Origin of the sequence: Xanthomonas sp. BRIP62411 (assembly GCF_003993525.1) — a bacterium.
GTDB lineage: Bacteria > Pseudomonadota > Gammaproteobacteria > Xanthomonadales > Xanthomonadaceae > Xanthomonas > Xanthomonas euroxanthea.
Window position 1 is genome coordinate 478,540 of sequence record NZ_QEZI01000011.1, and the last position, 21,156, is coordinate 499,695.

Below are 21,156 nucleotides of genomic sequence, written 5' to 3' on the forward strand. Positions count from 1 at the left end.
TCGGCGCTGGACACCGGCCCTGCGCACGCATTACCCTTGACACCACTGCACACGCAATCGGACGCAGCGGCCCGTCGGCCCAGGCCCCACGCCTCACTCGACGACCGATTCGCTGCCCACCGCCGACCCGCGTAGACGACCTCCTCGCTGTCCCGTCGCCGCATGCCACGCGGCGCACGTTGTATGTGGATTTGTAGGATCGTGCCGGCACGGGCACGACATTGATTGCAATAACTCAAGGCAAAGCCCTGCAGGCGCGGCCCAGACCGCGGCCGGCGACCGTAAGACCCGATGTCGACCTGATGAATTCCGAACTCGCGCACGACGCGAATCCGCCAGCCACGAGCGCGCCGCCACAGCAGCAGGAAATGCCGCTGGCGGTGGTGCATGGGCAACCGGTGCTGCAGATCCCGCAGGATCTGTATATTCCGCCGGACGCGCTGGAAGTCATCCTGGATGCCTTCGAAGGTCCGCTGGACCTGCTGCTGTATCTGATCCGCCGCCAGAACCTGGACATCCTGGATATCCCCGTCGCCGAGATCACCCGGCAGTACGTGGCCTACATCAACGTGATGCAGGAGCTGCGCTTCGAACTGGCGGCCGAATATCTGGTGATGGCCGCGATCCTGGCCGAGATCAAGTCGCGCATGCTGCTGCCCCGCCCGCCCAGCCAGGAAGGCGAGGAAAACGATCCGCGCGCCGAGCTGGTACGCCGCCTGCAGGAATACGAACGCTTCAAGCAGGCCGCCGAGGATCTGGACACCTTGCCGCGCATGGGCCGCGACAGTGCGCCGGTGCAGGCGCATCTGCCCGAGCGCGCCGCGGTCAAGCTGCCGCCGCCGGTGGAACTGAAAGAAATGCTGATGGCGCTGTACGACGTGCTCAAGCGCGCCGAACTGTTCACCGGCCATGCGATCAAGCGCGAGGCGCTGAGTGTGCGCCAGCGCATGGGCGATGTGCTGAGCCGTCTGGACGATGGCAGGTTCTATCGCTTCGAATCGCTGTTCACGGCCGAGGAAGGCAAGCTCGGCGTGCTGGTCACCTTCCTGGCGCTGCTCGAACTGGCCAAGGAGCAATTGCTGGACATCGTGCAGGAAGCGCCGCTGGCGCCGATCTACGTGAAGTCGCTGGCCTTGGGCAACACCAATGCGCCGTTGCAATTCTCCAGCGAATTCGATGACAGCGATGCCGCCAACGAACCTATCTGAAGCCGATCACCGAATGGATCAAGCGTTGATCACCCGCATTATCGAAGCCGCCCTGCTGGCGAGCAGCCAGCCGCTGACGCTGGCGCAGCTGCAGGGACTGTTTCCCGAAGAAGAGCCGGCGCCGCCCGGCAGCATCGAGCGCGCGCTGGAACTGCTGCGCGAGGGCTGCGCCGAGCGCGGCGTGGAACTGGTCGAGGTGGCCTCGGGCTTCCGCTTCCAGGTCAAGGCCGAGGTGCATGGCTGGGTTGCCCGGCTGTGGACCGAGCGCCGCACCAAGTACACCCGCGCCACGCTGGAAACCCTGGCACTGATCGCCTACCGCCAGCCGATCACCCGCGGCGAGATCGAACAGGTGCGCGGCGTGGCGGTCAGCAGCAACATCATCCAGGCGCTGGAAGAACGCGAATGGATCCGCGTGGTGGGCCACCGCGACGTGCCCGGCAAGCCGGCCCTGTTCGGCACCACCAAGGGCTTCCTGGATTACTTCGGGCTCAAGCGATTGGACGAGCTGCCGCCATTGTCTGAGTTGAAGGACATCGCCGAGCTGGAACCGCAGCTGCCGCTGGACCGCGACGGGCAACTGGATGGCGCGGTCCCGGCGTCGGCAGCGATGGATGCCGAGCTTGCCGAAGCAGGTCCGGCTGCGGACGCCGATGCGCAGATGGCAGGTGCTGACGGCGCTGGTGCGGCGACGACCGCTGCGGCTGGCGTGGAGTCGGAGGGTGGCGCTGACGCCGATGCCGGCCCGAGCGACGCTGCGCCCGAACACCGCGATGCGGACGGTCTGCCGGCAGCGGACAGCACGGTCGACGCAACCGGCGACACCGATGATGCAATGCACTTCGATAGCGATGTCGAAGGTCAGACGGCCGGCACCGCAACTGCCGTCGACGAAGAAAACGAATACCACGCCGACGCGGTCGATGACCGCGCCAGCGCCGATGAGGCGAGTGACCAGACAGCGCAACGCGCCGGGCATGCCTCGGCGCAGGACACGAACCCGTTGGACCCAGATGACGCCCGTGAGGGCGACCCCGACACCGCGCCGGGAACGCGCGCGGAAGCAGTGAACGAAGACGAAGACAACGCCGTCGCGACGACGACCGTGGCTGTTGACGAAGCCGATTCCGACCCAGAGGCCGACCCGCAACGCGTCGGCCGGAGCCAGACACATGAGTGACACCCCCCGCAAGCTGTCGTTGAACAAGCTTTCCCTCAAGCGCGACAGCGCGCCCGAAGCGCCCAAGCTGGAAGAGCGCCTGCACAAGGTGCTGGCCCAGGCCGGCCTGGGGTCGCGCCGCGCACTGGAACAGCGCATTGCCGATGGCCTGATCAAGGTCAATGGCGCCGTCGCGCAGACCGGCATGTCGGTGCGCAGCGGCGACAAGATCGAGCTCGATGGCCGCAGTTTCGTGGCCAGCGCGCTGACCGAGCCGGCCCGCGTGCTGATCTACAACAAGCCCGAAGGCGAAGTGACCACGCGCGAAGATCCCGAAGGCCGCCCGACCGTGTTCGAGTCGCTGCCGGTATTGAAGGGTTCGCGCTGGATCGCGATCGGCCGCCTGGACATCAACACCACCGGCCTGCTGCTGCTGACCACCGACGGTGAGCTGGCCAACGCGATGATGCATCCCTCCTACGAGGTCGAGCGCGAATACGTGGTGCGCGTGCGTGCGCCGGAAGGCGAGGACAAGGTCTCCGACGCGATCATCGAGCGCCTGTCGCGCGGCGTGCTGCTGGAAGACGGCGGCGCCAAGTTCGACGAGATCGAACGCATCGGCGGCACCGACTCGCACGACTGGTTCCGCGTGGTGGTCAAGGAAGGCCGCAACCGCGAAGTGCGCCGGCTGTGGGAGTCGCAGGGCTGCCAGGTCAGTCGCCTCAAGCGCAGCCGCTACGGCAAGATCTCGCTGCCGCGCGAGCTGCTGCGTGGGCAGTCGATCGAAGTGGCGCAGGACAAGGTCGATGCCCTGCGCGCCGAACTCAAGCTGGAAGAAGGCGCGCCCTCGGCATTGACGCTGCAGCCGGTGATCGGCCAGCGCCGCGCCGCCAAGTCCACCGTGCACGTCTCGCGCGATGGCCGCAGCAATGCCTATGTCAACGGCCAGACCTCCGGCGCCGACGAAGGCCGTGAGCTGCGTCGCTTCGACAATCTGCGCGAGGATCGCGGCGGCCGTGGCCGTGGCAAGCCGGGTGGTTTCCGCGGCGGCCTCACCGTCAGCGGCGAGGCGGCGGCCAAGCAGTCGCAGCAGCGCCCGTTCAAGCAGCGCGCTCCCGGCAAGGGCGACCGTGCCCTGCCGGACGGCAACCCGGCCGCGTTCCGCAGCTGGTACGTGCCCGATGGCGTCAGTACCGGCCCCAGCGGTCACCGCAATGCCGGCCCCAGTGGCCCCGGCACCGGCCAGGCGCGCCCGTATGCGAAGAAGGGTCCGGGTGGCGCGCGTCCAGGCGGCGGCCCGGGCAATGCACGTCCCGGCGCAGCTGGCCAGGGGCGTGGCGGCGCCGGTGGCGGACAGGGCCAGTCGCAGGGCCAAGGCCAGCGCAAGCATCCCTATGGTCATCCGGGCAATGCGCCGAGCTTTCCGTCCGACCACGCCAACCCGGGCTTCAGCCCGTATGGCGCGGCACGTCCGGCAGCCGGCCGCCCGAGCGGCGCACGTGCAGGCGGCCCCGGTGGCAACCGTGGTCCGGGCGGCAATCGCGGTCCCGGTGGTCCCGGCGGCGCGTCGCGTGGCCCCGGCGGCCCGGGTGGTCGTCCGCCGGGTGGCGGCAATCGTCGCCCGCCAGGCGGCGGTAATCGCGGTCGCTAAGCTGGCAAGACGCACATGAAAAACGGCCCTGCGAAGGGCCGTTTTTCGTTGCTGCTCAGGGCACGCCAGACGTCCAGGTCAAAGCGCGGATGGGTCGGTGTGATCTGCCCCGCTCGATGAAGTCACCGCGGGCCGCGCGAGCGGCGGGGCACCGCGCGCTCGACCGGCGAATTACTTGCGGCGCTCGATCACGAAGTTGCCGACATTGACACCCAGATCCACGCCCTCGCCCGTTCCGGCCAGTGCCAGCGAAATGTCGCCCTTGGTGACCACCTGTGCGGTGCTTGACTTGACGATGCCGGCATGCGCTTCGGCCGCTGCATAGGTGCCGAACAGATCATTGAGGCTGTAGGCGCCGGAGAAGCTGCCGCGGCCACCAACGATCTTGGACTTGCCGACGGTCAGGCCACCGCCCTTGCTGGAGATCTTGACCGGGATCACCGCGCCGTTGTCGCAGGTGATGGTGCCGGTGCCGCTGGCGGTCTTGTAGAACACCGACCAGCCCGACAGGTTGAACGACAGCTGGCAGTCGATGTTGCCGGCGGCCTGCGCCTGCGGTGCCAGCGTGGCGGCGCCCAGCAGCGCGAAAAGGGAAAGTGACTTGATCATGCGGGCATTCCGGTTGGTGAACGTGGCGCCGAGCCTAGCAGCGCCGATGTGGCAGCCGCGACAACATGCCGGCACCGCGCAGGCGACCGTTCAGCGAATGATTATTCGCCGCTGGCTGCCTGCGCCATGACGGTCTGCAACCGCGGCGTGGGATGATCGCCACATGCCACGAACTGCCTACAGCCTGCTCCTCGCCGCCCTGCTGCTGCCTCCGCTCGCCCATTGCAGCGACGCCGTCCCGACCCAGGGCTATACCGTCGTGCGCACTTATCCGCACGACACCGCCGCCTTTACCGAAGGCCTGTTCTATCTCGACGGGTTCCTGTACGAGAGCACCGGTGAGTTGGGCCGGTCCAGCGTGCGCAAGGTCGAGCTGGAGACCGGCCGCGTCCTGCAGCAGGTCACGACACCGTTGCCTTTTTTTGGCGAAGGCATCGTGGCCTGGCACGACCGCCTGATCCAGCTGACCTGGCGCAACCAGCGCGGGTTTGTCTACGACCTGGCCACGCTGACGCCGCGCACGCAGTTCAGCTATTCCGGCGAGGGGTGGGCGCTGACCCGCGACGCCAGCAGCCTGTACATGAGCGATGGCACTGCCCGCATTCGGCGGCTGGATCCACAGACGCTGCAGCAGGTCGGCAGCATCAAGGTCACTGCCGGCGGCAAGGCGCTGGACAATCTCAACGAGCTGGAATGGGTGAAAGGCGAGCTGTTGGCGAACGTCTGGTTGACCACCCGCATCGCGCGCATCGACCCGGCCAGCGGCAAGGTGATCGCCTGGATCGACTTGCAGGCGCTGGTACCGGACGCCGACACCCTGACCGACCCCGGCAACGATGTGCTCAACGGCATCGCCTACGACGCCGAGCACGATCGCCTGTTCGTCACCGGCAAGCGGTGGCCGAAGATCTACGAGATCAAGCTGGGTGAGTAGCCGGGATTGGGGATTGGGGATTTGGGATTTGGGATTTGGGATTCGCAACGGCAACGAGCAGACAGCCGTGGCCTGCTTGCACCAATCCCTAATCCCTAATCCCGAATCTCAAAGACATCCGCATCCAGCATCGCCGGGAAGCGTGCGCGATGTTCGGCCAGGGCGGCGGCGCTGAGGGTGGTGGTGACCACTTGCGGCTGCTCGCGGATTTCCACCTGCGGCTGGCCGAGGAAATCGATCACCGCGCTGTCGCCGGCGTAGTGCAGCTGATTGCCATCGACGCCGACGCGGTTGACCGCCGCCACGAAGCACAGGTTCTCGATCGCACGTGCGCGCAGCAGCGTCTTCCAGGCATAGGCGCGCGCGGATGGCCAGTTGGCAACGAACAGCTGCAGATCGAAATCCAGCTGGCCCGGCCGCTCGACATCGAAGCGATTGCGGCAGAACACCGGAAAGCGCAGGTCGTAGCAGACCTGCGGATTGATCCGCCAGCCCTTCCACTCCACCGTCAGGCGATCGCGCCCGGCCGCGTAGCGCAGGTGCTCGTTGCCGAAGCGGAACAGATGGCGCTTGTCGTAGGACTGCAGCGCCCCGTCGGGCGTGGCCCACAGCAGCCGGTTGAACACGCCCTGCCCGGTGCGTAGCTGCACGCTGCCGGTGACCGCCGCCCCCAGCCGCGCAGCCTGCGCACGCAGCCAGGCCACGGTCGGCCCGTCCATGTCCTCGGCCTTGTCGATGGCATCGTTGGAGAACCCGCTGGTGAAGGTCTCCGGCAGGATCACCAGATCGGTCTGCCCGGCCAAGGGCTCCAGCAAGGCACCGTAATAGTCGCGATTGCCGGCCGGGTCATGCCAGCGGGTATCGCCTTGGACAAGCGAGATGCGGAGGTCGTGCATGCTGAGGCTCGGGAATGGAGAATCGGGAATAGGGAATCGGACAGCGGTTTGGTGAGGGCGTTACGGCATCGGGCCAAGTGCAGATTCAGATCGAAAGCGACCAACCGCTCTTACGATTCCCGAATCCCGATTCCCGAATCCCAGCTCGTCAGAGCTGCTGCAATCGCGCGATCGCCGCATCCAGCGTCGCATCGTTCTTGGCAAAGCATAACCGGGCCAGCCGTTGTCCTTGCGGCGCCGTCTGGTAGAACGGCGACAGCGGAATTGCGGCCACGCCCTTCTCCACCGTCAGCCACTTCACGAACTCGGTGTCAGGCAGGTCGCTGACCGCCGAATAGTCCACCAGCTGGAAATAGCCGCCGGGCACCGGCAACGGCTGCAGGCGCGTGGTCAGCAACTGCTCGCGGAAACGATCGCGCTTGGCCTGGTAGAACGCGCCGAGTTGCTCGTCGTGTTCGGGTTCGTCGCGGATCATCGCGGCAAATGCATGCTGGGCCGGCCCGAAGCTGGTGAAGGTGTTGTATTGGTGCACCTTGCGGAACTCGGCGCTCAATGCCGGCGGCGCGATGGCGTAGCCGATCTTCCAGCCGGTGCAGTGATAGGTCTTGCCAAAGCTGGAAATCACGAACGCACGCTCGCGCAATTCCGGCCAGCGCAGCACCGATTCATGGCGGCGGCCATCGAACACGATGTGTTCGTACACCTCGTCCGAGAGCAGGAAGATGTCGCTGCCGCGCAGCAGCTCGGTCAGGGTCTGCATGTCGTCGGCAGACAGCATCGCGCCGGAGGGATTGTGCGGCGAGTTGATCATCAGCAGGCGCGTCTTCGGCGTGATCGCCGCGCGTAGCGCCGGCCAGTCGACGGCGAAGGTCTGCGGGTCCAGCGCCACGTGCACCGCGCGCGCGCCGGCCAGGTCGATCGCCGGCTCGTAGCAGTCGTAGGCCGGGTCCAGCACGATGACCTCCTCGCCGGCACGCACCACCGCGTGGATGGCGTTGAAGATCGCCTCGGTGGCACCGCTGGTGACGGTGATCTCGCTGTCGGCATCGACCTGCGCGCCGTAGCAGCGCTGCGCCTTGCCGGCAATGGCCTGGCGCAGGGCCGCCACGCCGGTCATCGGCGGGTATTGGTTGTGGCCGGCCGCCATGGCCCTGGTCAGTTCATCGACCAGCCGCGACGGCACCGCGAAATCGGGAAAACCCTGGCCCAGATTCACCGCGCCGTGTTCGGCCGCCAGCTGCGACATGACGGTGAAGATGGTGGTGCCCACCTTGGGCAGCTTGGTCGTGAGGGGCATCGGGCCTGTCCGGGCAGCAAACGGGGGGGACCGCGAGTGTACGCAAAGCCGCCAGGCGGTTGCGCCCGGGCGGTGCAAAACAGCGTTCCCGGACACAGCACGCCGCCCGATGCGCCCCGGCAGCGGGCCATCGTCGCTACAATGCGCGCCCTGCCTCACAGCGTGTCGTGCCAGCTGCTTCCCCGCGATGGCACGACACCCGCTCGCCCACCCCATGCCGTCCTGCGACGGGAGCCCGCTGCGCCGATGATCGAACCGCTGCACACTGCGCCACCGCTGCTGGCGGCGCGCGCGCTGGCTTTCAGCCGCAACGAGGAGCCGGTGTTCGGCCCGCTGGATTTCCATGTCGATGCCGGCGAGGCGCTGCTGGTGCAGGGCGACAACGGCGCCGGCAAGACCACGCTGCTGCGGGTGCTGGCCGGGCTGCTGCATGTGGAGCGGGGGCAGATCCAGATCGACGGCAAGACGGCGCGGCGCGGCGATCGCAGCCGCTTCATGGCCTATCTGGGCCATTTGCCGGGCCTGAAGGCCGATCTCAGCACGCTGGAGAACCTGCACTTCCTGTGCGGCCTGCATGGCCGACGCGCCAAGCAGATGCCTGGCAGCGCGCTGGCCATCGTCGGCCTGGCCGGCTACGAAGACGCATTGGTGCGGCAGCTGTCGGCCGGCCAGCGCAAACGCCTGGCGCTGGCGCGGCTGTGGTTGTCGCCGGCCCCGCTGTGGCTGCTGGACGAGCCCTATGCCAACCTGGACCTGGACGGCATCACCCTGGTCAACCGGATGATCTCCGCGCACCTGCGCGGTGGCGGCGCGGCGCTGGTCACCACCCACGGTGCCTACGCGGCGCCGCCGGTGCGCACGCGCATGCTCACGCTGGAGACGGCGGCATGAGCCTGCATTCGCCACAACCGTCGCTGTGGCAGGCCGCGCGTGCACTGCTCAGCCGCGACCTGCAGCTGCTGTGGCGCCGTCGCAGCGATGCCTTGCAGCCGGCGTTGTTCGCCCTGCTGATCGTGGTGTTGTTCGCGCTGGGCCTGGGCGGGCGCCCCGACCTGCTGGCGCAGGCCGCGCCGGCGGTGCTGTGGCTGTCGGTGCTGCTGGCCGGCCTGCTGTCGCTGGATGCGCTGTTCCGCAGCGACGTGGAAGACGGCTCGATGGAGCAATGGCTGCTGGCGCCGGTGCCATTGGCGTGGCTGATCGCGGTGCGCGTGCTGCTGCACTGGGCCACCAGCGCGCTGCCGTTGATCGCGGTGACCCCGCTGCTGGGCGAATTGCTGCACCTGCCACATGACCAGCTACCGGTACTGCTGGCATCGTTGGCACTGGGTACACCGCTTCTGAGTCTGCTTGGCGCCGTGGTCGCGGCACTGACGGTGACGATGAAACGCTCTGGTATTCTCGTGGCGCTGCTGGCGTTGCCGTTGTACGTACCGGTGCTGGTGTTCGGTGCCGGCAGCGTGGCGGCCAGCGGCCAGGGCCAGGATGCGGTGGGTGCGTTGTTGTTGCTGGGCGCCGGGCTGGTGATCGGCGTGGTGCTGGCACCGCTGGCTGCGGCTGCCGCGATCCGGATTTCGTTGAGTTGAGCCGTGCGGTCGATGCGCTGTCGATAAGACGCTCCACTCACTGCGTTGTTGCTGTTTCGAGAGCCAATGCCATTCCAAAGGCCGTTGCCATCGCATGAACGTCGTCGTCCGCTGGTTCCATCAACTCGCCTCGCCCCCGATCTTCGACCGTTTCACTGCGCGCTGGGCGCCGTGGTGCCACGCGCTGGCCGCGGTGTTGCTGGGCGCGGGCATCTGGCAGGCCTTGTTTGCGGTGCCGGCCGACTACCAGCAGGGCGACAGCTTTCGCATTCTGTATATCCATGTGCCGAGCGCGTGGATGAGCCTGTTCGTGTTCGGGTTGATGGCGGTATACGCGGCGATCGCGCTGATCTGGCGCATCAAGATCTGCGAGATCCTGGCGATGGCCTGCGCGCCGATCGGCGCCGCGTTCACCGTGATCACCCTGCTGACCGGCAGCATCTGGGGCAAGCCGATGTGGGGCGCCTGGTGGGACTGGGACCCGCGCCTGACCACCGAGCTGATCCTGCTGTTCCTGTATCTGGGCGTGATCGGCCTGTACCAGGCCATCGACGATCGCCGTCAGGCCGCACGCGCGGCCGCCTTGCTGGCGATCGTCGGCGTGGCGTTGCTGCCGGTGATCCGCTATTCGGTGGTGTGGTGGAACTCGCTGCATCAGGGCCAGAGCATTCGCCTGCTCGGCCCCTCGACCATCGATGCGAGCATGCTGCTACCGCTGTGGCTGATGGTGATCGGCACCAAGTTCTGGTTCGCCGGTTCGCTGCTGACGCGTGCGCGCGCCGACAACCTGCGCCGCGAAGCCGGCAAGGCCTGGATCGTGCGCGACGCGCCGGAGGGCGCGGCATGAGCTACCTGCCCTACGTCATCGCCGCCTACGCGGTGTTCGTGCTGGTGTTGCTGTGGGACTTGATCGCCGGCCGCTGGCAGGTGCGTCGCGCGTTGAAGATCGCGCAGGCGCGGCGCCTGCGCGAGCGCAAGCGCGCGGTGCCCAGCGATGCGGAGCTGATCCGGTGAACCCGCAACGGCGCCGCCGGATCTGGCTGGTGATTGCGCTGGTACTGGCCGGCGGCCTGGCGACCACGCTGGTGGCGATGGCACTGCAGCGCAACGTGGCCTATCTGTACACACCGTCGGAAGTGCTGCGCGGCGACGCCGGTGAGCACGCGCGCTTCCGGCTCGGCGGCATGGTGGAGAAAGGCTCGTTCCAGCGCGCCTCCGGTTCGTTGGAAGCGCAGTTCCGCGTCACCGATGGCGATGCGCAGTTGCCGGTCCGCTACGACCGCATCCTGCCGGACCTGTTTCGCGAGGGACAGGCGGTGGTGGCGACCGGTCGCATGCAGCACGGCGTGTTCGTGGCCGAAGAGATCCTGGCCAAGCACGACGAGACCTATATGCCGAAGGAAGTCGCCGACAAGATGGGCAGCGCGCACCGCAAGCACGATGTGCCGGCGGCCGCGGACCAGGCCGGAGCGCTGCGGTGATGTCAGGCATCACGACGTTCGTGTTGCTGCACGGTGTTGGCGTGCAAGGTGCTTGCGCGGCCGACGCCGTCGCTGCGCGCAGGCAGGCGCAGGCAGATGCTGCATGGATGCCGCCTCTGCCTTGCGCCCGTATTCGTTGCCCCACTGCATGCTCACCAATGCGCCGACCCGATGCTGCCTGAGCTCGGTACCTTCCTGCTGATTCTGGCGTTGCTGGTGGCCCTGCTGCAGGCCGCGTTGCCGCTGGCCGGTGCGCAGCGCGGACGCAGCAGCTGGATGGCCGTGGCGCGGCCAGCCGCGTTGGTGCAGCTGGGCCTGATCGCGGCGGCCTTCGCGCTGTTGACGCATGCATTCCTGGTGCAGGATTTTTCGGTGCGCTACGTCGCCGAGAATTCCAACAGCCTGCTGCCGGTGATGTATCGCTATTCGGCGGTGTGGGGCGCGCACGAAGGTTCATTGCTGCTGTGGACGCTGGTGCTGGCGCTGTGGACCGGTGCGGTGGCGTTGTGGTCGCGGCAGCTGCCCGCGCACGTCATCGCGCGCGTGCTCGGGGTGATGGCCCTGGTCAGCATCGGCTTCCTGGCCTTTTTGCTGTTCACCTCCAACCCGTTCGCGCGCTTGTTGCCGGTGCCGCTGGAAGGCGCCGACCTCAATCCGCTGTTGCAGGACCCGGGGCTGATCATCCATCCGCCGATGTTGTACTGCGGCTATGTCGGCTTTGCGGTGCCATTCGCCTTCGCCATCGCCGCGCTGCTGGAAGGCCGCATGGATGCGCGCTGGCTGCGCTGGACGCGGCCATGGACCAATGTGGCCTGGGCGATGCTCACCGTCGGCATCGCGCTCGGCAGCTGGTGGGCGTATTACGAGCTGGGCTGGGGTGGCTGGTGGTTCTGGGACCCGGTCGAGAACGCCAGTTTCATGCCGTGGCTGGTGGGCACCGCGTTGCTGCATTCGCAGGCGGTCACCGAAAAGCGCGGCAGCTTCGCCAGCTGGACCTTGCTGCTGGCGATCGCCGCGTTTTCGCTATCGCTGCTGGGCACCTTCCTGGTGCGCTCGGGCGTGCTGACCAGCGTGCATGCGTTTGCGGCCGATCCCTCGCGCGGCCTGTTCATCCTGGTGTTCCTGCTGGCGGTGGTGGGTGGCTCGCTGGTGCTGTACGCGATCCGCGCGCCCCGCCTGTCGCTGGTCGATGATCCGCGCCGCGCCTTTGCCGGCAGCTCGCGCGAAACCTTGTTGCTGTTGAACAACCTGCTGCTCACCTGCGCCTGCGCGATGGTGTTGCTGGGCACGCTGTATCCGCTGCTCGCCGACGCCTTGGGCCTGGGCAAGCTGTCGGTCGGCCCGCCCTACTTCGGCACCTTGTTCGTGGTGCTGATGGCGCCGTTGGTGGCGCTGCTGCCGTTCGGTCCGCTGACCCGCTGGCAACGCGAGCAGGCCTCGCGCCCGGTGGCGATGCTCGGGCCCTGGGCCGGACTGGCGGTTGCCGCAGGCGTGCTGGCCTGGTTCGCCGCGCCGCAGGGGCAGTGGAAGGCGGCGATCGGCGTGGCCGGCGCGGCCTGGGTGCTGTTGGGCACGCTGCGCTTTTTGTGGACACGGCGCGCCGCCAAGGGCCGTAAATTCACCGCCGAAATGCTGGGCATGGTGCTGGCCCACCTGGGCGTGGCGGTCTTCCTGGCCGGTGCGTTGCTGGTGGAATCGCTGAGCCTGCAGCGCGAGGTCGCGTTGGCGCCCGGGCAGCAGATGCAGATCGGCCGCTATGCGCTGCACTTTGATGACGTCGAAGAACTGCGCGGGCCCAATTACGTCTCCGACCGTGCCAACCTGCAGGTGTTCGAGGATGATGTGCCGGTCGGCCTGCTGCATGCGGAAAAACGCCGCTACGCCAGCGGCGGGCAGACCCTGACCGAGGCGGCGATCCGCCCCGGCCCGTTCGGCGACCTGTATGTCGCCCTTGGCGAACCGCTGGGCAATCAGGCCTGGGCGGTCCGCGTCCACCTCAAACCGTTCGTCCGCTGGATCTGGCTGGGAGCGCTGCTGATGGCGCTCGGCGGCCTGGTTACCGCGGCCGACCGGCGTTTTCGTCGTTCTCCGGAGATCCAAGATGGTTGAGTCACGTTCACTCCGCCTGCCCACTGCGGTTCTGGTGGGTGCCATCGTGCTGCTGCTCGCACTGGCAGCGCTGCTGGTCTATGCGGTGGTGCGCTCCGGTCAGGACGATCGCGATGCCCTGCCCTCTGCGCTGATCGGCAAGCCTGCGCCGGAGTTCGCGCTGCCGCTGCTGCACGACCCCAGCATCGTGGTGCACGCGCGCGAACTACGCGGCGCACCGTACATCATCAATGTGTGGGGCAGCTGGTGCCCGGCCTGCCGCGAGGAGCATCCGGTATTGAGCCGCTTTGCGCTGACCAAGCGTGTGCGCGTGATCGGCTACAACTGGAAGGACGAGCGCACCGATGCACTGCGCTGGCTCGAACAACTGGGCAACCCGTACCTGCTGGTGGTGGCCGACAAGGATGGCCGCACCGCGATCGACTTCGGCATCGCCGCGGCGCCGGAGACCTTTCTGGTCGACGGGCGCGGCGTGGTGCGCTGGAAGTACAGCGGCATGCTCACCCAGTCCGTCATCGACACGCAGCTGATTCCGGTGCTGCGCAAGATCGAGCGCTCGCCCAGTGCCGCACCGGACCTGCACGCCAAACAATGATGCGAGCCTGGCTGCTGACGCTGCTGCTGTTGCCCTGGCTGGCCCTGGCCCAGCCGGCCGGCGACCCGGCGCCGCTGCGCTATGCCTCGGCCGACGAAGAGGCGCGCTTCCATGCGTTGACCGCCGAGCTGCGCTGCGTGCAGTGCCAGAACCAGTCACTGGCCGATTCCAATGCGCAGATCGCCCAGGACCTGCGCCGCGAAGTGCTGGCGTTGATGCACGAAGGGCGCAGCGATGCGCAGATCCGCCAGTTCCTGGTGGCGCGCTATGGCGAGTTCGTGCTGTACCGCCCGCGTGTGGAATCGCGGACCTGGCTGTTGTGGTTCGGTCCGCTGCTGGTGCTGTTGATCGGCGGTGGCGCCGTCGCGTTGGTGGTGCGTCGACGCAGCGTGGCTGCGCCCGCCTTGCCCGCCGATGAGCAGGAGTGGTGATGGTCGGCTTCGTCATTGCGGCGGTGGTGCTGGCCCTGATCGTCTTCGGCGTGGCGCTGCGGCCGCTGTGGCGCGATGCGCGCGGGCTGACTGCCGGCATCGCGGTGTTGCTGCTGGCGGCGAGCGCGGCGCTGTATTGGCAGGTCGGCACGCCGGGCGCGATCCGGGCGCCCGCCGAGCGACCGGCCACGCCACGCTCGCTGGATGAAGCGATCGTGCAGCTGCGCGCGGCACTGGCGCGCAATCCCGACCAGGCCGAAGGCTGGGTATTGCTGGGGCGCTCGCTGTCCAGCCAACAGAAATTTGCCGAAGCGCGCGATGCGTTTGCACGCGCGGTCGCACTGCGTCCGGACGAGCCGGACGTACTGGTGGCTGCCGCGCAGTCGCGCATGCTCGCTGACGACAGCGGGCGCCCGGATACGCAGGCCATGCGTCTGCTGGAACACGCGCTCAGCGTGCAACCGGACCATCAACGTGCACGCTGGTTCCTGGGTGTGGTGCAACGACAGGCCGGTCAGCCGGCCAGGGCCAGCGAGACCTGGGAGCCATTGCTGCGTGTGGTCGATGCCGCGACCCGCCCCGGCCTGCTCGAACAGATCAACGCCGCGCGCCAGGAAGCCAGGCTGGCGCCGATCCAGGCGCCGGCTGCAACTGCCATCGATGCAGCCGGCGGAAAACGCATCAAGGTGCGGGTGACGCTGGATGCCGAGTTCGCCAAACGCGCCGGAATGCCCGGCGATACCAGCGTGTTCGTGATTGCGCGCGCCACCGACACGCCAATGCCGGTGGCGGTGGAAAAACACGCGCTGCGCGAGCTGCCATTGACCATCACCCTGGACGACGGCGACAGCCCGATGCCGACGCGCACGCTGTCGTCGCTGGACACCGTGCAGGTACTGGCGCGGCTGTCGCGCAGCGGCAATGCAATGCGCCAGGCCGATGATGTCGAGAGCGCGCCGGTGATGGTGGAACTGCCCGCCGCCGCGCCAGTGGAATTGGTGATCGGCCGCTGATTGCTCGCCGCATGTCGTTGCGACGCAATCAACGATGACACTGCACCGGAGTGCGTCGATTGCACCGTTGAAACCCACGCACACCGACCATCTCGACTGGTCCTTGCCCGCTCACCGTCGCGGGACCTTGAGCGGCATGGATGCCGCGCCAGAGCCTACATGGACGTACTTGCGGCGTGTCCCGCGAGGGTGGGCGGGCAAGGACCCTGCAGCAAACTGACAGCGTCGAGGGCGCGGTGCCCTCACCGCACCAGACAGTTGGTCGGCACTCATCGGAAAGCCGTCTGTCGTGCGATGTGCATCAGACGTGGAACCGCTGCTTCGTGATTCAACGAGGCGCATCCAGCACTGCTCTTCCCATGCACACCGACCGTCTCAACTGGTCCTTGCCCGCTCACCGTCGCGGGACCCTGAGCGGCATGGATGCCGCGCCGGAGCCTACATGGACGTACTTGCGGCGTGTCCTGCGATGGTGGGCGGGCAAGGGCTCTGCAGCAAACCCGCAGCGTCGAGAGCGCGGTGCCCTCACCGCTTGCGGGACACGCCGTGAACCCGTCCCTGGGGGCTCGGTGGCGGCATCCATGCCGCCACACGGCCCCGCAACCGGCAAGGACACCGCACCAGACAATTGGTCGGCGCTCATCTGAAAAGCCGTCTGTCATGCGATGTGCATCAGACCTGGAGCCGATGCTTCAATGATCGAACAAGGCACGTCCAGCACTGCTCTTCCCATGCACACCGACCGTCTCAACTGGTCCTTGCCCGCTCACCGTCGCGGGACCCTGAGCGGCATGGATGCCGCGCCGGAGCCTACATGGACGTACTTGCGGCGTGTCCCGCGATGGTGGGCGGGCAAGAGCCTTGCAGCCAGGCCGCAGGTCCGACGCTCTGCAGAGTGGCATCACCCAGCGCAAGGCCTCAAACCGATTCCCGAATCCCCATTCCCCATTCCCATCCTGCACCCCGGCGCATGCCATGGCAGATAGAATTGCCGCATGACCGAATTCATTCCCCCCGGCACGCTGTTCCACGCGCTGCCCTCGCCGTTTCCGATGAAGCGCGGCGGCGTGTTGCACCAGGCGCACGTGGCCTACGAAACCTGGGGCACGCTGGCAGCCGATCGCAGCAACGCGGTGTTGATCGTCACCGGCCTGTCGCCGAACGCCCATGCTGCGGCAAATCAGGCCAATGCCGAGCCGGGCTGGTGGGAGGCGATGCTGGGGCCAGGCAAGCCGATCGATACCGGGCGCTGGTTCGTGGTCTGCGTCAATTCCCTGGGCAGCTGCAAGGGCTCGACCGGTCCGGCATCGATCGACCCTGCCACCGGCGCGCCGTATCGCCTGAGCTTCCCGGAATTGTCGATCGAAGACGTGGCCGATGCCGCCGCCGACGTGGTGCGCGCATTGGGCATCTCACAACTCGCCTGCCTGATCGGTAATTCGATGGGCGGCATGACCGCGTTGGCGTTGCTGCTGCGGCACCCGGGTATCGCGCGCAGCCATATCAATATCTCCGGCAGTGCGCAGGCATTGCCGTTCTCGATCGCGATCCGCTCGCTGCAGCGCGAAGCCATCCGCCTGGATCCGCACTGGAACGGCGGCCATTACGACGACACCCGTTACCCGGAACCGGGCATGCGCATGGCGCGCAAGCTTGGCGTGATCACCTATCGCTCGGCGCTGGAATGGGACGGCCGTTTTGGCCGGGTGCGGCTGGATTCCGAGCAGGCTGCCGATGATCCGTTCGGGCTGGAATTCCAGGTCGAAAGTTATCTGGAAGGCCATGCGCGCCGCTTCGTGCGCTTCTTCGATCCCAACTGCTATCTGTATCTGAGCCGCTCGATGGACTGGTTCGACCTGGCCGAGTATGTCGATGACACACCGGCCATCGACACACGTTCTGATGGCACGCAAGCTGGCGGCGCTGCTGTCGCCGCCAAGCCGGACATGGGCGCCTCGACCGACGCCACGGTACTGGCCGGCCTGGCGCAGATCCGCATCGCGCGTGCGCTGGCGATCGGTGCCAATACCGACATCCTGTTCCCGGTGCAGCAACAGGAACAGATCGCCGAAGGCCTGCGTGCCGGCGGTGCCGATGCACGCTTCATCGGGCTGGATTCGCCACAAGGCCACGATGCCTTCCTGGTCGACTTCGCGCGCTTCGGCCCGGCCGTGCGCGACTTTCTGGACGCCAGCTGATTTCTCGAACCGCGCAACGGCGGCGTGGTCCGTCACGACAGCATGGCCTGCCGCGCAAGACGCTGGCCATGCTGTTTCTGGTCGGCATGGCCGCGATGGCGTTTGCAGGTCGCCTGCCAACGCTGCTGGCGCTGTGGTACGCGGCCACCAGCATCGTGGCGATGCTCGCCTACTGGCGCGACAAGCGCGCGGCCCAACGCGGCGGGCAACGCACACCGGAAGCGACCCTGCACCTCATCGCGCTGCTCGGCGGCTGGCCGGGCGCGTTGCTGGCGCAGCAACTGTTCCGGCACAAATCCAGCAAGGCGACCTTCCAGCTACGGTTCTGGATCACCGTCGTGGTGAACGTCGCTGCCTTGTGTTGGGCATGCCGGCAGCCTGCGTTGATGACTGCACTCCACGCGCTGCTGGAGTGAGCGACGGGCCCGCCGCGATTCACGCACCCAATCAATCAACGCGAGCAACAGCGGCAGGACGCCCCTAGACCAACGGCTCCAGTGCACCGGCGCGCATGCGGTAGTGCCGCTGCACCACGCCCTCGGGCACGCTGTCGTGGGTGATCATCACCAGGCTGCGTTCGCCCAGTGCCGCCGACAGATCCAGCAGCAAGGCGTGCGCGGTATCCACGTCCAGGCCGTCGGTGGGTTCGTCCAGCAACAGGATCGCTGCATCGCGCAGCAAGGCTCGCGCCAGCGCCAGCCGGCGCGCCTGGCCGGCCGAGAGCGTGGCGCCGTTTTCGCCCACCCAGGTGTCCAGGCCGTTCTGCGCAGTGGCCCACGCACGCAGACGCACCTGGTCCAGCACGCTCCACATCGCCGCATCGCTCGCGTCCGCATCGCCGATGGCCAGGTTATCGCGCACCGTGCCGGCAAACACCGGGGCATTCTGCGGCAGCCAGGCGATGCGGCGATGCCAGTGCGTCTGCGCCACGTGGCGCAGGTCGATACCCGCGTAGCGCACCTGCCCGGCCTGCGGGTCCCACAGCCGCAGCAGCACTGCGGACAAGGTGCTCTTGCCGCTGCCGCTGTCGCCGCTGATGGCGATGCGTTCGCCGGGCGCCAGCGTCAGATCGAGCGCCTGCAGCACCGGACGTGCGCTGCCCGGCCATGCAAAGCCGACCTGATCCAGCTGCAGCGTGCCGCTGCGTGGCACCTCCACCGGCTGCGGGGGATCGAGCACCGACGGCGCCTGATCGACGATGGACTGCAGGCGCCTGGCTGCAACGCGTGCGCTCTGCAGCGCCTGCAAGGCGAGCCCGGCGCCGGCCCAGACTTCCAGCAGCGCCATGGTCAGGAACACCAGCCCGGCCGCCATGCCCGCCGCAATCGATCCGCGTTCGGCCGCGCCCAGTGCCAGCCACAGCATGCCGGCCAGGCCGAGACCGCCGCAGATTGCATGCAGCAGATTGCCGCCGATCAGCCGGCGGCGCTGCAGGCGATCGCCATCGACCACTGCCGCCGCCGCCGCATCAACCTGATGCAGCCAGGCACCTTGCGCATCCACCGCGGCGAGATCGGCCGCACCTTCCAGGCCCTCGAATGCCTGCGTGCGCAATGCCGTGCGTTGCCGGGCGCGCAGCTGTTCGCGCTGCGCCCCGCCGCGCGCCACCTGCCACGGCACCACACCACCGATGACCACGCCAAGCACCACCAACAACACGCCAGCCGGCGGGTGGATCAGCGCCGCGGCAACCACACCGGCAAGCCATATGCCGAGCAATGCGCTCAACGGTGCCAGCGCGCGCACGCTCACGCCATCGACCTCGCCGATGTCGGACATCAGCCGCGCCAGCAGATCGCCGGTGCGCGTGGCCGACAGGCGGCCCGGCGCGAGCGGCAACGCGCGGCGGAAGAACCATACGCGCAGATCGCGGGCGATGCGCAGCGTGGCGTCGTGGCCGATCAATTTTTCGCCATAGCGCGAAAAGATGCGCGCGAAGGTCAGCGCACGGATGCCGGCCGAAGGCGAGAAGAAATTGAAACCGGTGCCCATGCCCGCGACACCGGCCAGGGCAGCGGCGGTCAGGAAGCTGCCGGACAGGCCGAGCAGGCCCACGCCGGCCAGCATGGTGACCAGTACCAGCAGGGCCGACAGCAGCAGGCGCCAGGCATGCCGGCGAAACACGGTGCGCAGACGATCGGGCTGTGCGGGGTTCATGGCTGCTCCGATACCACGGTGGCGCCGCGCAGGTCGATCACCGTATCGGCCCACTGCATCACCGCCGCGCTGTGCGTGGCCACCACCACCGCGCGGCCGCGTGCGAACACACCCAGCGTGCGCAGCAACTCCGCTTCGGTGTCCGGGTCGAGAAAGGCGGTGGGTTCGTCCAGCAGCAACAGGTCCGGCTCACGCAGCAACAGCCGTGCCAGGGCCACGCGCCGTGCCTCGCCGCCGGACAACCCGAAACCGCGTTCGCCGATCACCGTGTCCAGGCCCGCAGGCAACTGCGCAGCAAAGCGCAGTACCTGCGCGGCATCGGCCACCGCGTGCAGGCGCGCCGCGCCGGCCTGTGGATCGGCCAGGCGCAGGTTGTCGGCGATGCTGCCGTGAAACAGGTACGGCCGCTGCGTGGCATAGCCGATGCGGGCATCCGGCCGCAGCACCACGCTGCCTGCCTCCGGCGCAAGCCAGCCGGCCAGCCCCTCGAGCAAGGTGCTCTTGCCGCTACCGCTGGCACCGATCACCGCCACGCGCTGGCCGGGCTGCAAGGTCAGCGAAAAATGCGCGACCACCCTGTGTGGCGCGCCCGGCGGCCGCAGCGCAAGATCATGCGCCTGCAGCAATGGGGCCTGCGCCTGGGCAGGTTCCATCACGCGCAACGGAGGCACCGGCACCCGCACCGTTGCCGACGGTGGCTCGAATCCTTCCAGCAGACGCTCGGCTTCGGCCACCGCCGCCAGGGCATTGGCGCGGTCGTGGTAATGCGCGGCCAGCCGCCGCAATGGCGCAAAGAATTCCGGCGCCAGCAGCAGGCAGAACACGCCCGCGCCCAGCGTCGGCAAGCCGTGCAGATTCAACATGCCCAGATAGCTCAGGCCGAAGTACAGCGCCACGATCGCCACGCTCACCGAGGCGAAGAACTCCAGCACCGTGGACGACAGGAAGGCGATGCGCAGCACCTTGAGCGAGCGCTCGCGCACGCCTTCTGCCGCGGCGGCAATGCCGCTCAACTCGGCGTCGCCGCGGCCATACACGCGCAGCAAGCCCAAGCCTTTGAGGCGATCGGCGAAGTGCCCGCCCATGCGTGCCAGTTCGCCCAACTGCTCGCGCCCGGCGGCTTCGGCGCCCCAGCCCACCAGCATCATGAAAAACGGAATCAGCGGCGCGGTCAGCAGCAACACCAGGCCCACCACCCAATCGACCGAGAACACCGCGAGCAGGATCAGCGGCGGCACCAGCGTCATTTCGGTGCGCGCGAGCTGGTAGCCGACGAAGTAGCCCTCCAGCGCATCGGTGTGCGCCAGGCTCAGCTCGCCCAGTTCGCCGCTGCGTTGCCGGCGCAACCACACCGGCCCGTGCTGCACCAGGCGCCGCGCGATGCGGGCGCGCAGCTCGCGCTTGGCCACATCGGCCACCTCGCCGGTCAGCGATTGCGCCCAGGCATTAAGCATCGCCCGCCCCACCAGCGCACAGACCAGCCCCGCGCCCACGTCGCGCAGCTGCGTCAGCGCCAGATGCTGCACCAGCACGGCCTGCAGCAACCAGGCGATCGCCGCCGCCTGCGCCAGCAGCAGCACGCCGGACACCGCCACCGCCACGCCGGCCAGGCGCCGCGCACGCGTGGCCGGGGCTGCCAGTGCATCCAGCCACCGGCCGCGTTGGCGGCGCTGGGCTGGCGTTTCGCTGGCTCGCACGCTGGGCTGGCTCACATCGCTCTCTGGGAAGACATCGTGTTGCAGGCGATTGTAAGGCGCCACCTCCCGCTCCGGGCTGCGCATTGTGCCGCACCCGTCCGCCCCGGCATTGATCTGGATCAACGCGCATGTCGCGGC

20 protein-coding genes are annotated in these 21,156 nt (G+C 67.9%); 15 read left to right on the plus strand and 5 right to left on the minus strand.

Features of this window, described 5'->3' with window-relative positions; all coding sequences use genetic code 11:
• Positions 1 to 302 precede the first annotated feature (302 nt).
• The 3 genes from EO139_RS10210 to EO139_RS10220 are packed head-to-tail and all read left to right on the plus strand — an operon-like array spanning position 303 to position 4,018.
• Positions 303 to 1,208 (plus strand): ScpA family protein, encoded by a 906-nt coding sequence (locus EO139_RS10210; RefSeq protein WP_104582515.1) that lies wholly within the window; start codon positions 303 to 305, stop codon positions 1,206 to 1,208.
• Positions 1,186 to 2,388: an SMC-Scp complex subunit ScpB gene (gene scpB, locus EO139_RS10215; RefSeq protein ID WP_241235942.1), complete on the plus strand. Its 1,203-nt coding sequence runs from the start codon at positions 1,186 to 1,188 to the stop codon at positions 2,386 to 2,388. The genes EO139_RS10210 and scpB overlap by 23 nt, the downstream gene beginning before the upstream one ends.
• The gene (locus tag EO139_RS10220) at positions 2,381 to 4,018 is read left to right on the plus strand and encodes a pseudouridine synthase (RefSeq protein ID WP_104582513.1); all 1,638 of its coding nucleotides are present in this window, start codon (positions 2,381 to 2,383) and stop codon (positions 4,016 to 4,018) included. Before scpB ends, EO139_RS10220 begins: the two co-directional genes overlap by 8 nt.
• A 171-nt stretch (positions 4,019 to 4,189) precedes the next feature.
• On the opposite strand, the gene EO139_RS10225 is transcribed toward EO139_RS10220, so the two are convergent.
• Complete coding sequence (locus EO139_RS10225) at positions 4,190 to 4,627, minus strand: hypothetical protein (RefSeq protein WP_104648994.1); 438 nt, start codon at positions 4,625 to 4,627, stop codon at positions 4,190 to 4,192.
• Between the two features lie 163 nt (positions 4,628 to 4,790).
• Between EO139_RS10225 and EO139_RS10230 the strand changes: the two genes are divergently transcribed.
• Positions 4,791 to 5,561: a glutaminyl-peptide cyclotransferase gene (locus EO139_RS10230; protein WP_126970421.1), complete on the plus strand. Its 771-nt coding sequence runs from the start codon at positions 4,791 to 4,793 to the stop codon at positions 5,559 to 5,561.
• Positions 5,562 to 5,656: 95 nt separating this feature from the next.
• Here EO139_RS10230 and EO139_RS10235 read toward each other — a convergent pair whose 3' ends face one another.
• Positions 5,657 to 6,457 carry an amidohydrolase gene (locus EO139_RS10235; protein ID WP_126970423.1) on the minus strand — a complete coding sequence of 267 codons (801 nt, stop codon included), beginning with the start codon at positions 6,455 to 6,457 and terminating at the stop codon, positions 5,657 to 5,659.
• A gap of 148 nt (positions 6,458 to 6,605) precedes the next feature.
• Positions 6,606 to 7,754 carry a pyridoxal phosphate-dependent aminotransferase gene (locus EO139_RS10240; protein WP_126970425.1) on the minus strand — a complete coding sequence of 383 codons (1,149 nt, stop codon included), beginning with the start codon at positions 7,752 to 7,754 and terminating at the stop codon, positions 6,606 to 6,608.
• 246 nt (positions 7,755 to 8,000) lie between these two features.
• Between EO139_RS10240 and ccmA the strand changes: the two genes are divergently transcribed.
• From ccmA to EO139_RS10300, 11 genes are all read left to right on the plus strand, one after another.
• Complete coding sequence (gene ccmA, locus EO139_RS10245; RefSeq protein ID WP_104582508.1) at positions 8,001 to 8,645, plus strand: heme ABC exporter ATP-binding protein CcmA; 645 nt, start codon at positions 8,001 to 8,003, stop codon at positions 8,643 to 8,645.
• The gene (gene ccmB, locus EO139_RS10250) at positions 8,642 to 9,337 is read left to right on the plus strand and encodes a heme exporter protein CcmB (protein WP_006452115.1); all 696 of its coding nucleotides are present in this window, start codon (positions 8,642 to 8,644) and stop codon (positions 9,335 to 9,337) included. Before ccmA ends, ccmB begins: the two co-directional genes overlap by 4 nt.
• A 94-nt stretch (positions 9,338 to 9,431) precedes the next feature.
• A complete protein-coding gene (gene ccmC / locus EO139_RS10255) occupies positions 9,432 to 10,184 on the plus strand; it encodes a heme ABC transporter permease CcmC (protein ID WP_104582506.1) in 753 nt (250 codons plus the stop codon).
• Positions 10,181 to 10,351 carry a heme exporter protein CcmD gene (locus EO139_RS10260; protein ID WP_033483498.1) on the plus strand — a complete coding sequence of 57 codons (171 nt, stop codon included), beginning with the start codon at positions 10,181 to 10,183 and terminating at the stop codon, positions 10,349 to 10,351. Before ccmC ends, EO139_RS10260 begins: the two co-directional genes overlap by 4 nt.
• On the plus strand, positions 10,348 to 10,818 hold the full coding sequence (ccmE, locus tag EO139_RS10265) for a cytochrome c maturation protein CcmE (RefSeq protein WP_104582505.1): 471 nt from the start codon (positions 10,348 to 10,350) through the stop codon (positions 10,816 to 10,818). The genes EO139_RS10260 and ccmE overlap by 4 nt, the downstream gene beginning before the upstream one ends.
• 171 nt (positions 10,819 to 10,989) lie before the next feature.
• On the plus strand, positions 10,990 to 12,927 hold the full coding sequence (locus EO139_RS10270) for a heme lyase CcmF/NrfE family subunit (RefSeq protein WP_126970427.1): 1,938 nt from the start codon (positions 10,990 to 10,992) through the stop codon (positions 12,925 to 12,927).
• Entirely contained in the window at positions 12,920 to 13,522 is a 603-nt protein-coding gene (locus EO139_RS10275; RefSeq protein WP_126970429.1) for a DsbE family thiol:disulfide interchange protein, read from the plus strand. Before EO139_RS10270 ends, EO139_RS10275 begins: the two co-directional genes overlap by 8 nt.
• The gene (locus EO139_RS10280; RefSeq protein ID WP_164739804.1) at positions 13,519 to 13,953 is read left to right on the plus strand and encodes a cytochrome c-type biogenesis protein; all 435 of its coding nucleotides are present in this window, start codon (positions 13,519 to 13,521) and stop codon (positions 13,951 to 13,953) included. Before EO139_RS10275 ends, EO139_RS10280 begins: the two co-directional genes overlap by 4 nt.
• A complete protein-coding gene (locus tag EO139_RS10285) occupies positions 13,953 to 14,966 on the plus strand; it encodes a tetratricopeptide repeat protein (protein WP_164739805.1) in 1,014 nt (337 codons plus the stop codon). Before EO139_RS10280 ends, EO139_RS10285 begins: the two co-directional genes overlap by 1 nt.
• Positions 14,967 to 15,961: 995 nt before the next feature.
• Entirely contained in the window at positions 15,962 to 17,164 is a 1,203-nt protein-coding gene (locus EO139_RS10295; protein ID WP_126970435.1) for a homoserine O-acetyltransferase, read from the plus strand.
• 68 nt (positions 17,165 to 17,232) lie between these two features.
• A complete protein-coding gene (locus EO139_RS10300; protein ID WP_126970437.1) occupies positions 17,233 to 17,580 on the plus strand; it encodes a DUF1294 domain-containing protein in 348 nt (115 codons plus the stop codon).
• A 64-nt stretch (positions 17,581 to 17,644) separates the two neighbouring features.
• Here the strand turns inward: EO139_RS10300 and cydC are convergent, their stop codons facing one another.
• Together cydC and cydD are read right to left on the minus strand one after the other, a co-directional pair.
• On the minus strand, positions 17,645 to 19,321 hold the full coding sequence (gene cydC, locus EO139_RS10305) for a thiol reductant ABC exporter subunit CydC (protein ID WP_126970439.1): 1,677 nt from the start codon (positions 19,319 to 19,321) through the stop codon (positions 17,645 to 17,647).
• Positions 19,318 to 21,102: a thiol reductant ABC exporter subunit CydD gene (gene cydD, locus EO139_RS10310; protein ID WP_126970441.1), complete on the minus strand. Its 1,785-nt coding sequence runs from the start codon at positions 21,100 to 21,102 to the stop codon at positions 19,318 to 19,320. The genes cydC and cydD overlap by 4 nt, the downstream gene beginning before the upstream one ends.
• Positions 21,103 to 21,156: the final 54 nt, after the last annotated feature.

Coding starts and splice junctions, on each gene's coding strand:
- EO139_RS10270 (WP_126970427.1), top strand. CDS start 10,990: ATGCTGCCTGAGCTCGGTACCTTCCTGCTGATTCTGGCGTTGCTGGTG.
- cydD (WP_126970441.1), bottom strand. CDS start 21,102: ATGCGCAGCCCGGAGCGGGAGGTGGCGCCTTACAATCGCCTGCAACAC.
- EO139_RS10295 (WP_126970435.1), top strand. CDS start 15,962: ATGACCGAATTCATTCCCCCCGGCACGCTGTTCCACGCGCTGCCCTCG.
- ccmA (WP_104582508.1), top strand. CDS start 8,001: ATGATCGAACCGCTGCACACTGCGCCACCGCTGCTGGCGGCGCGCGCG.
- ccmB (WP_006452115.1), top strand. CDS start 8,642: ATGAGCCTGCATTCGCCACAACCGTCGCTGTGGCAGGCCGCGCGTGCA.
- EO139_RS10280 (WP_164739804.1), top strand. CDS start 13,519: ATGATGCGAGCCTGGCTGCTGACGCTGCTGCTGTTGCCCTGGCTGGCC.
- EO139_RS10285 (WP_164739805.1), top strand. CDS start 13,953: ATGGTCGGCTTCGTCATTGCGGCGGTGGTGCTGGCCCTGATCGTCTTC.
- EO139_RS10230 (WP_126970421.1), top strand. CDS start 4,791: ATGCCACGAACTGCCTACAGCCTGCTCCTCGCCGCCCTGCTGCTGCCT.
- EO139_RS10300 (WP_126970437.1), top strand. CDS start 17,233: ATGCTGTTTCTGGTCGGCATGGCCGCGATGGCGTTTGCAGGTCGCCTG.
- EO139_RS10220 (WP_104582513.1), top strand. CDS start 2,381: ATGAGTGACACCCCCCGCAAGCTGTCGTTGAACAAGCTTTCCCTCAAG.
- EO139_RS10275 (WP_126970429.1), top strand. CDS start 12,920: ATGGTTGAGTCACGTTCACTCCGCCTGCCCACTGCGGTTCTGGTGGGT.
- EO139_RS10240 (WP_126970425.1), bottom strand. CDS start 7,754: ATGCCCCTCACGACCAAGCTGCCCAAGGTGGGCACCACCATCTTCACC.
- EO139_RS10260 (WP_033483498.1), top strand. CDS start 10,181: ATGAGCTACCTGCCCTACGTCATCGCCGCCTACGCGGTGTTCGTGCTG.
- EO139_RS10225 (WP_104648994.1), bottom strand. CDS start 4,627: ATGATCAAGTCACTTTCCCTTTTCGCGCTGCTGGGCGCCGCCACGCTG.
- cydC (WP_126970439.1), bottom strand. CDS start 19,321: ATGAACCCCGCACAGCCCGATCGTCTGCGCACCGTGTTTCGCCGGCAT.
- scpB (WP_241235942.1), top strand. CDS start 1,186: ATGCCGCCAACGAACCTATCTGAAGCCGATCACCGAATGGATCAAGCG.
- ccmC (WP_104582506.1), top strand. CDS start 9,432: ATGAACGTCGTCGTCCGCTGGTTCCATCAACTCGCCTCGCCCCCGATC.
- EO139_RS10210 (WP_104582515.1), top strand. CDS start 303: ATGAATTCCGAACTCGCGCACGACGCGAATCCGCCAGCCACGAGCGCG.
- EO139_RS10235 (WP_126970423.1), bottom strand. CDS start 6,457: ATGCACGACCTCCGCATCTCGCTTGTCCAAGGCGATACCCGCTGGCAT.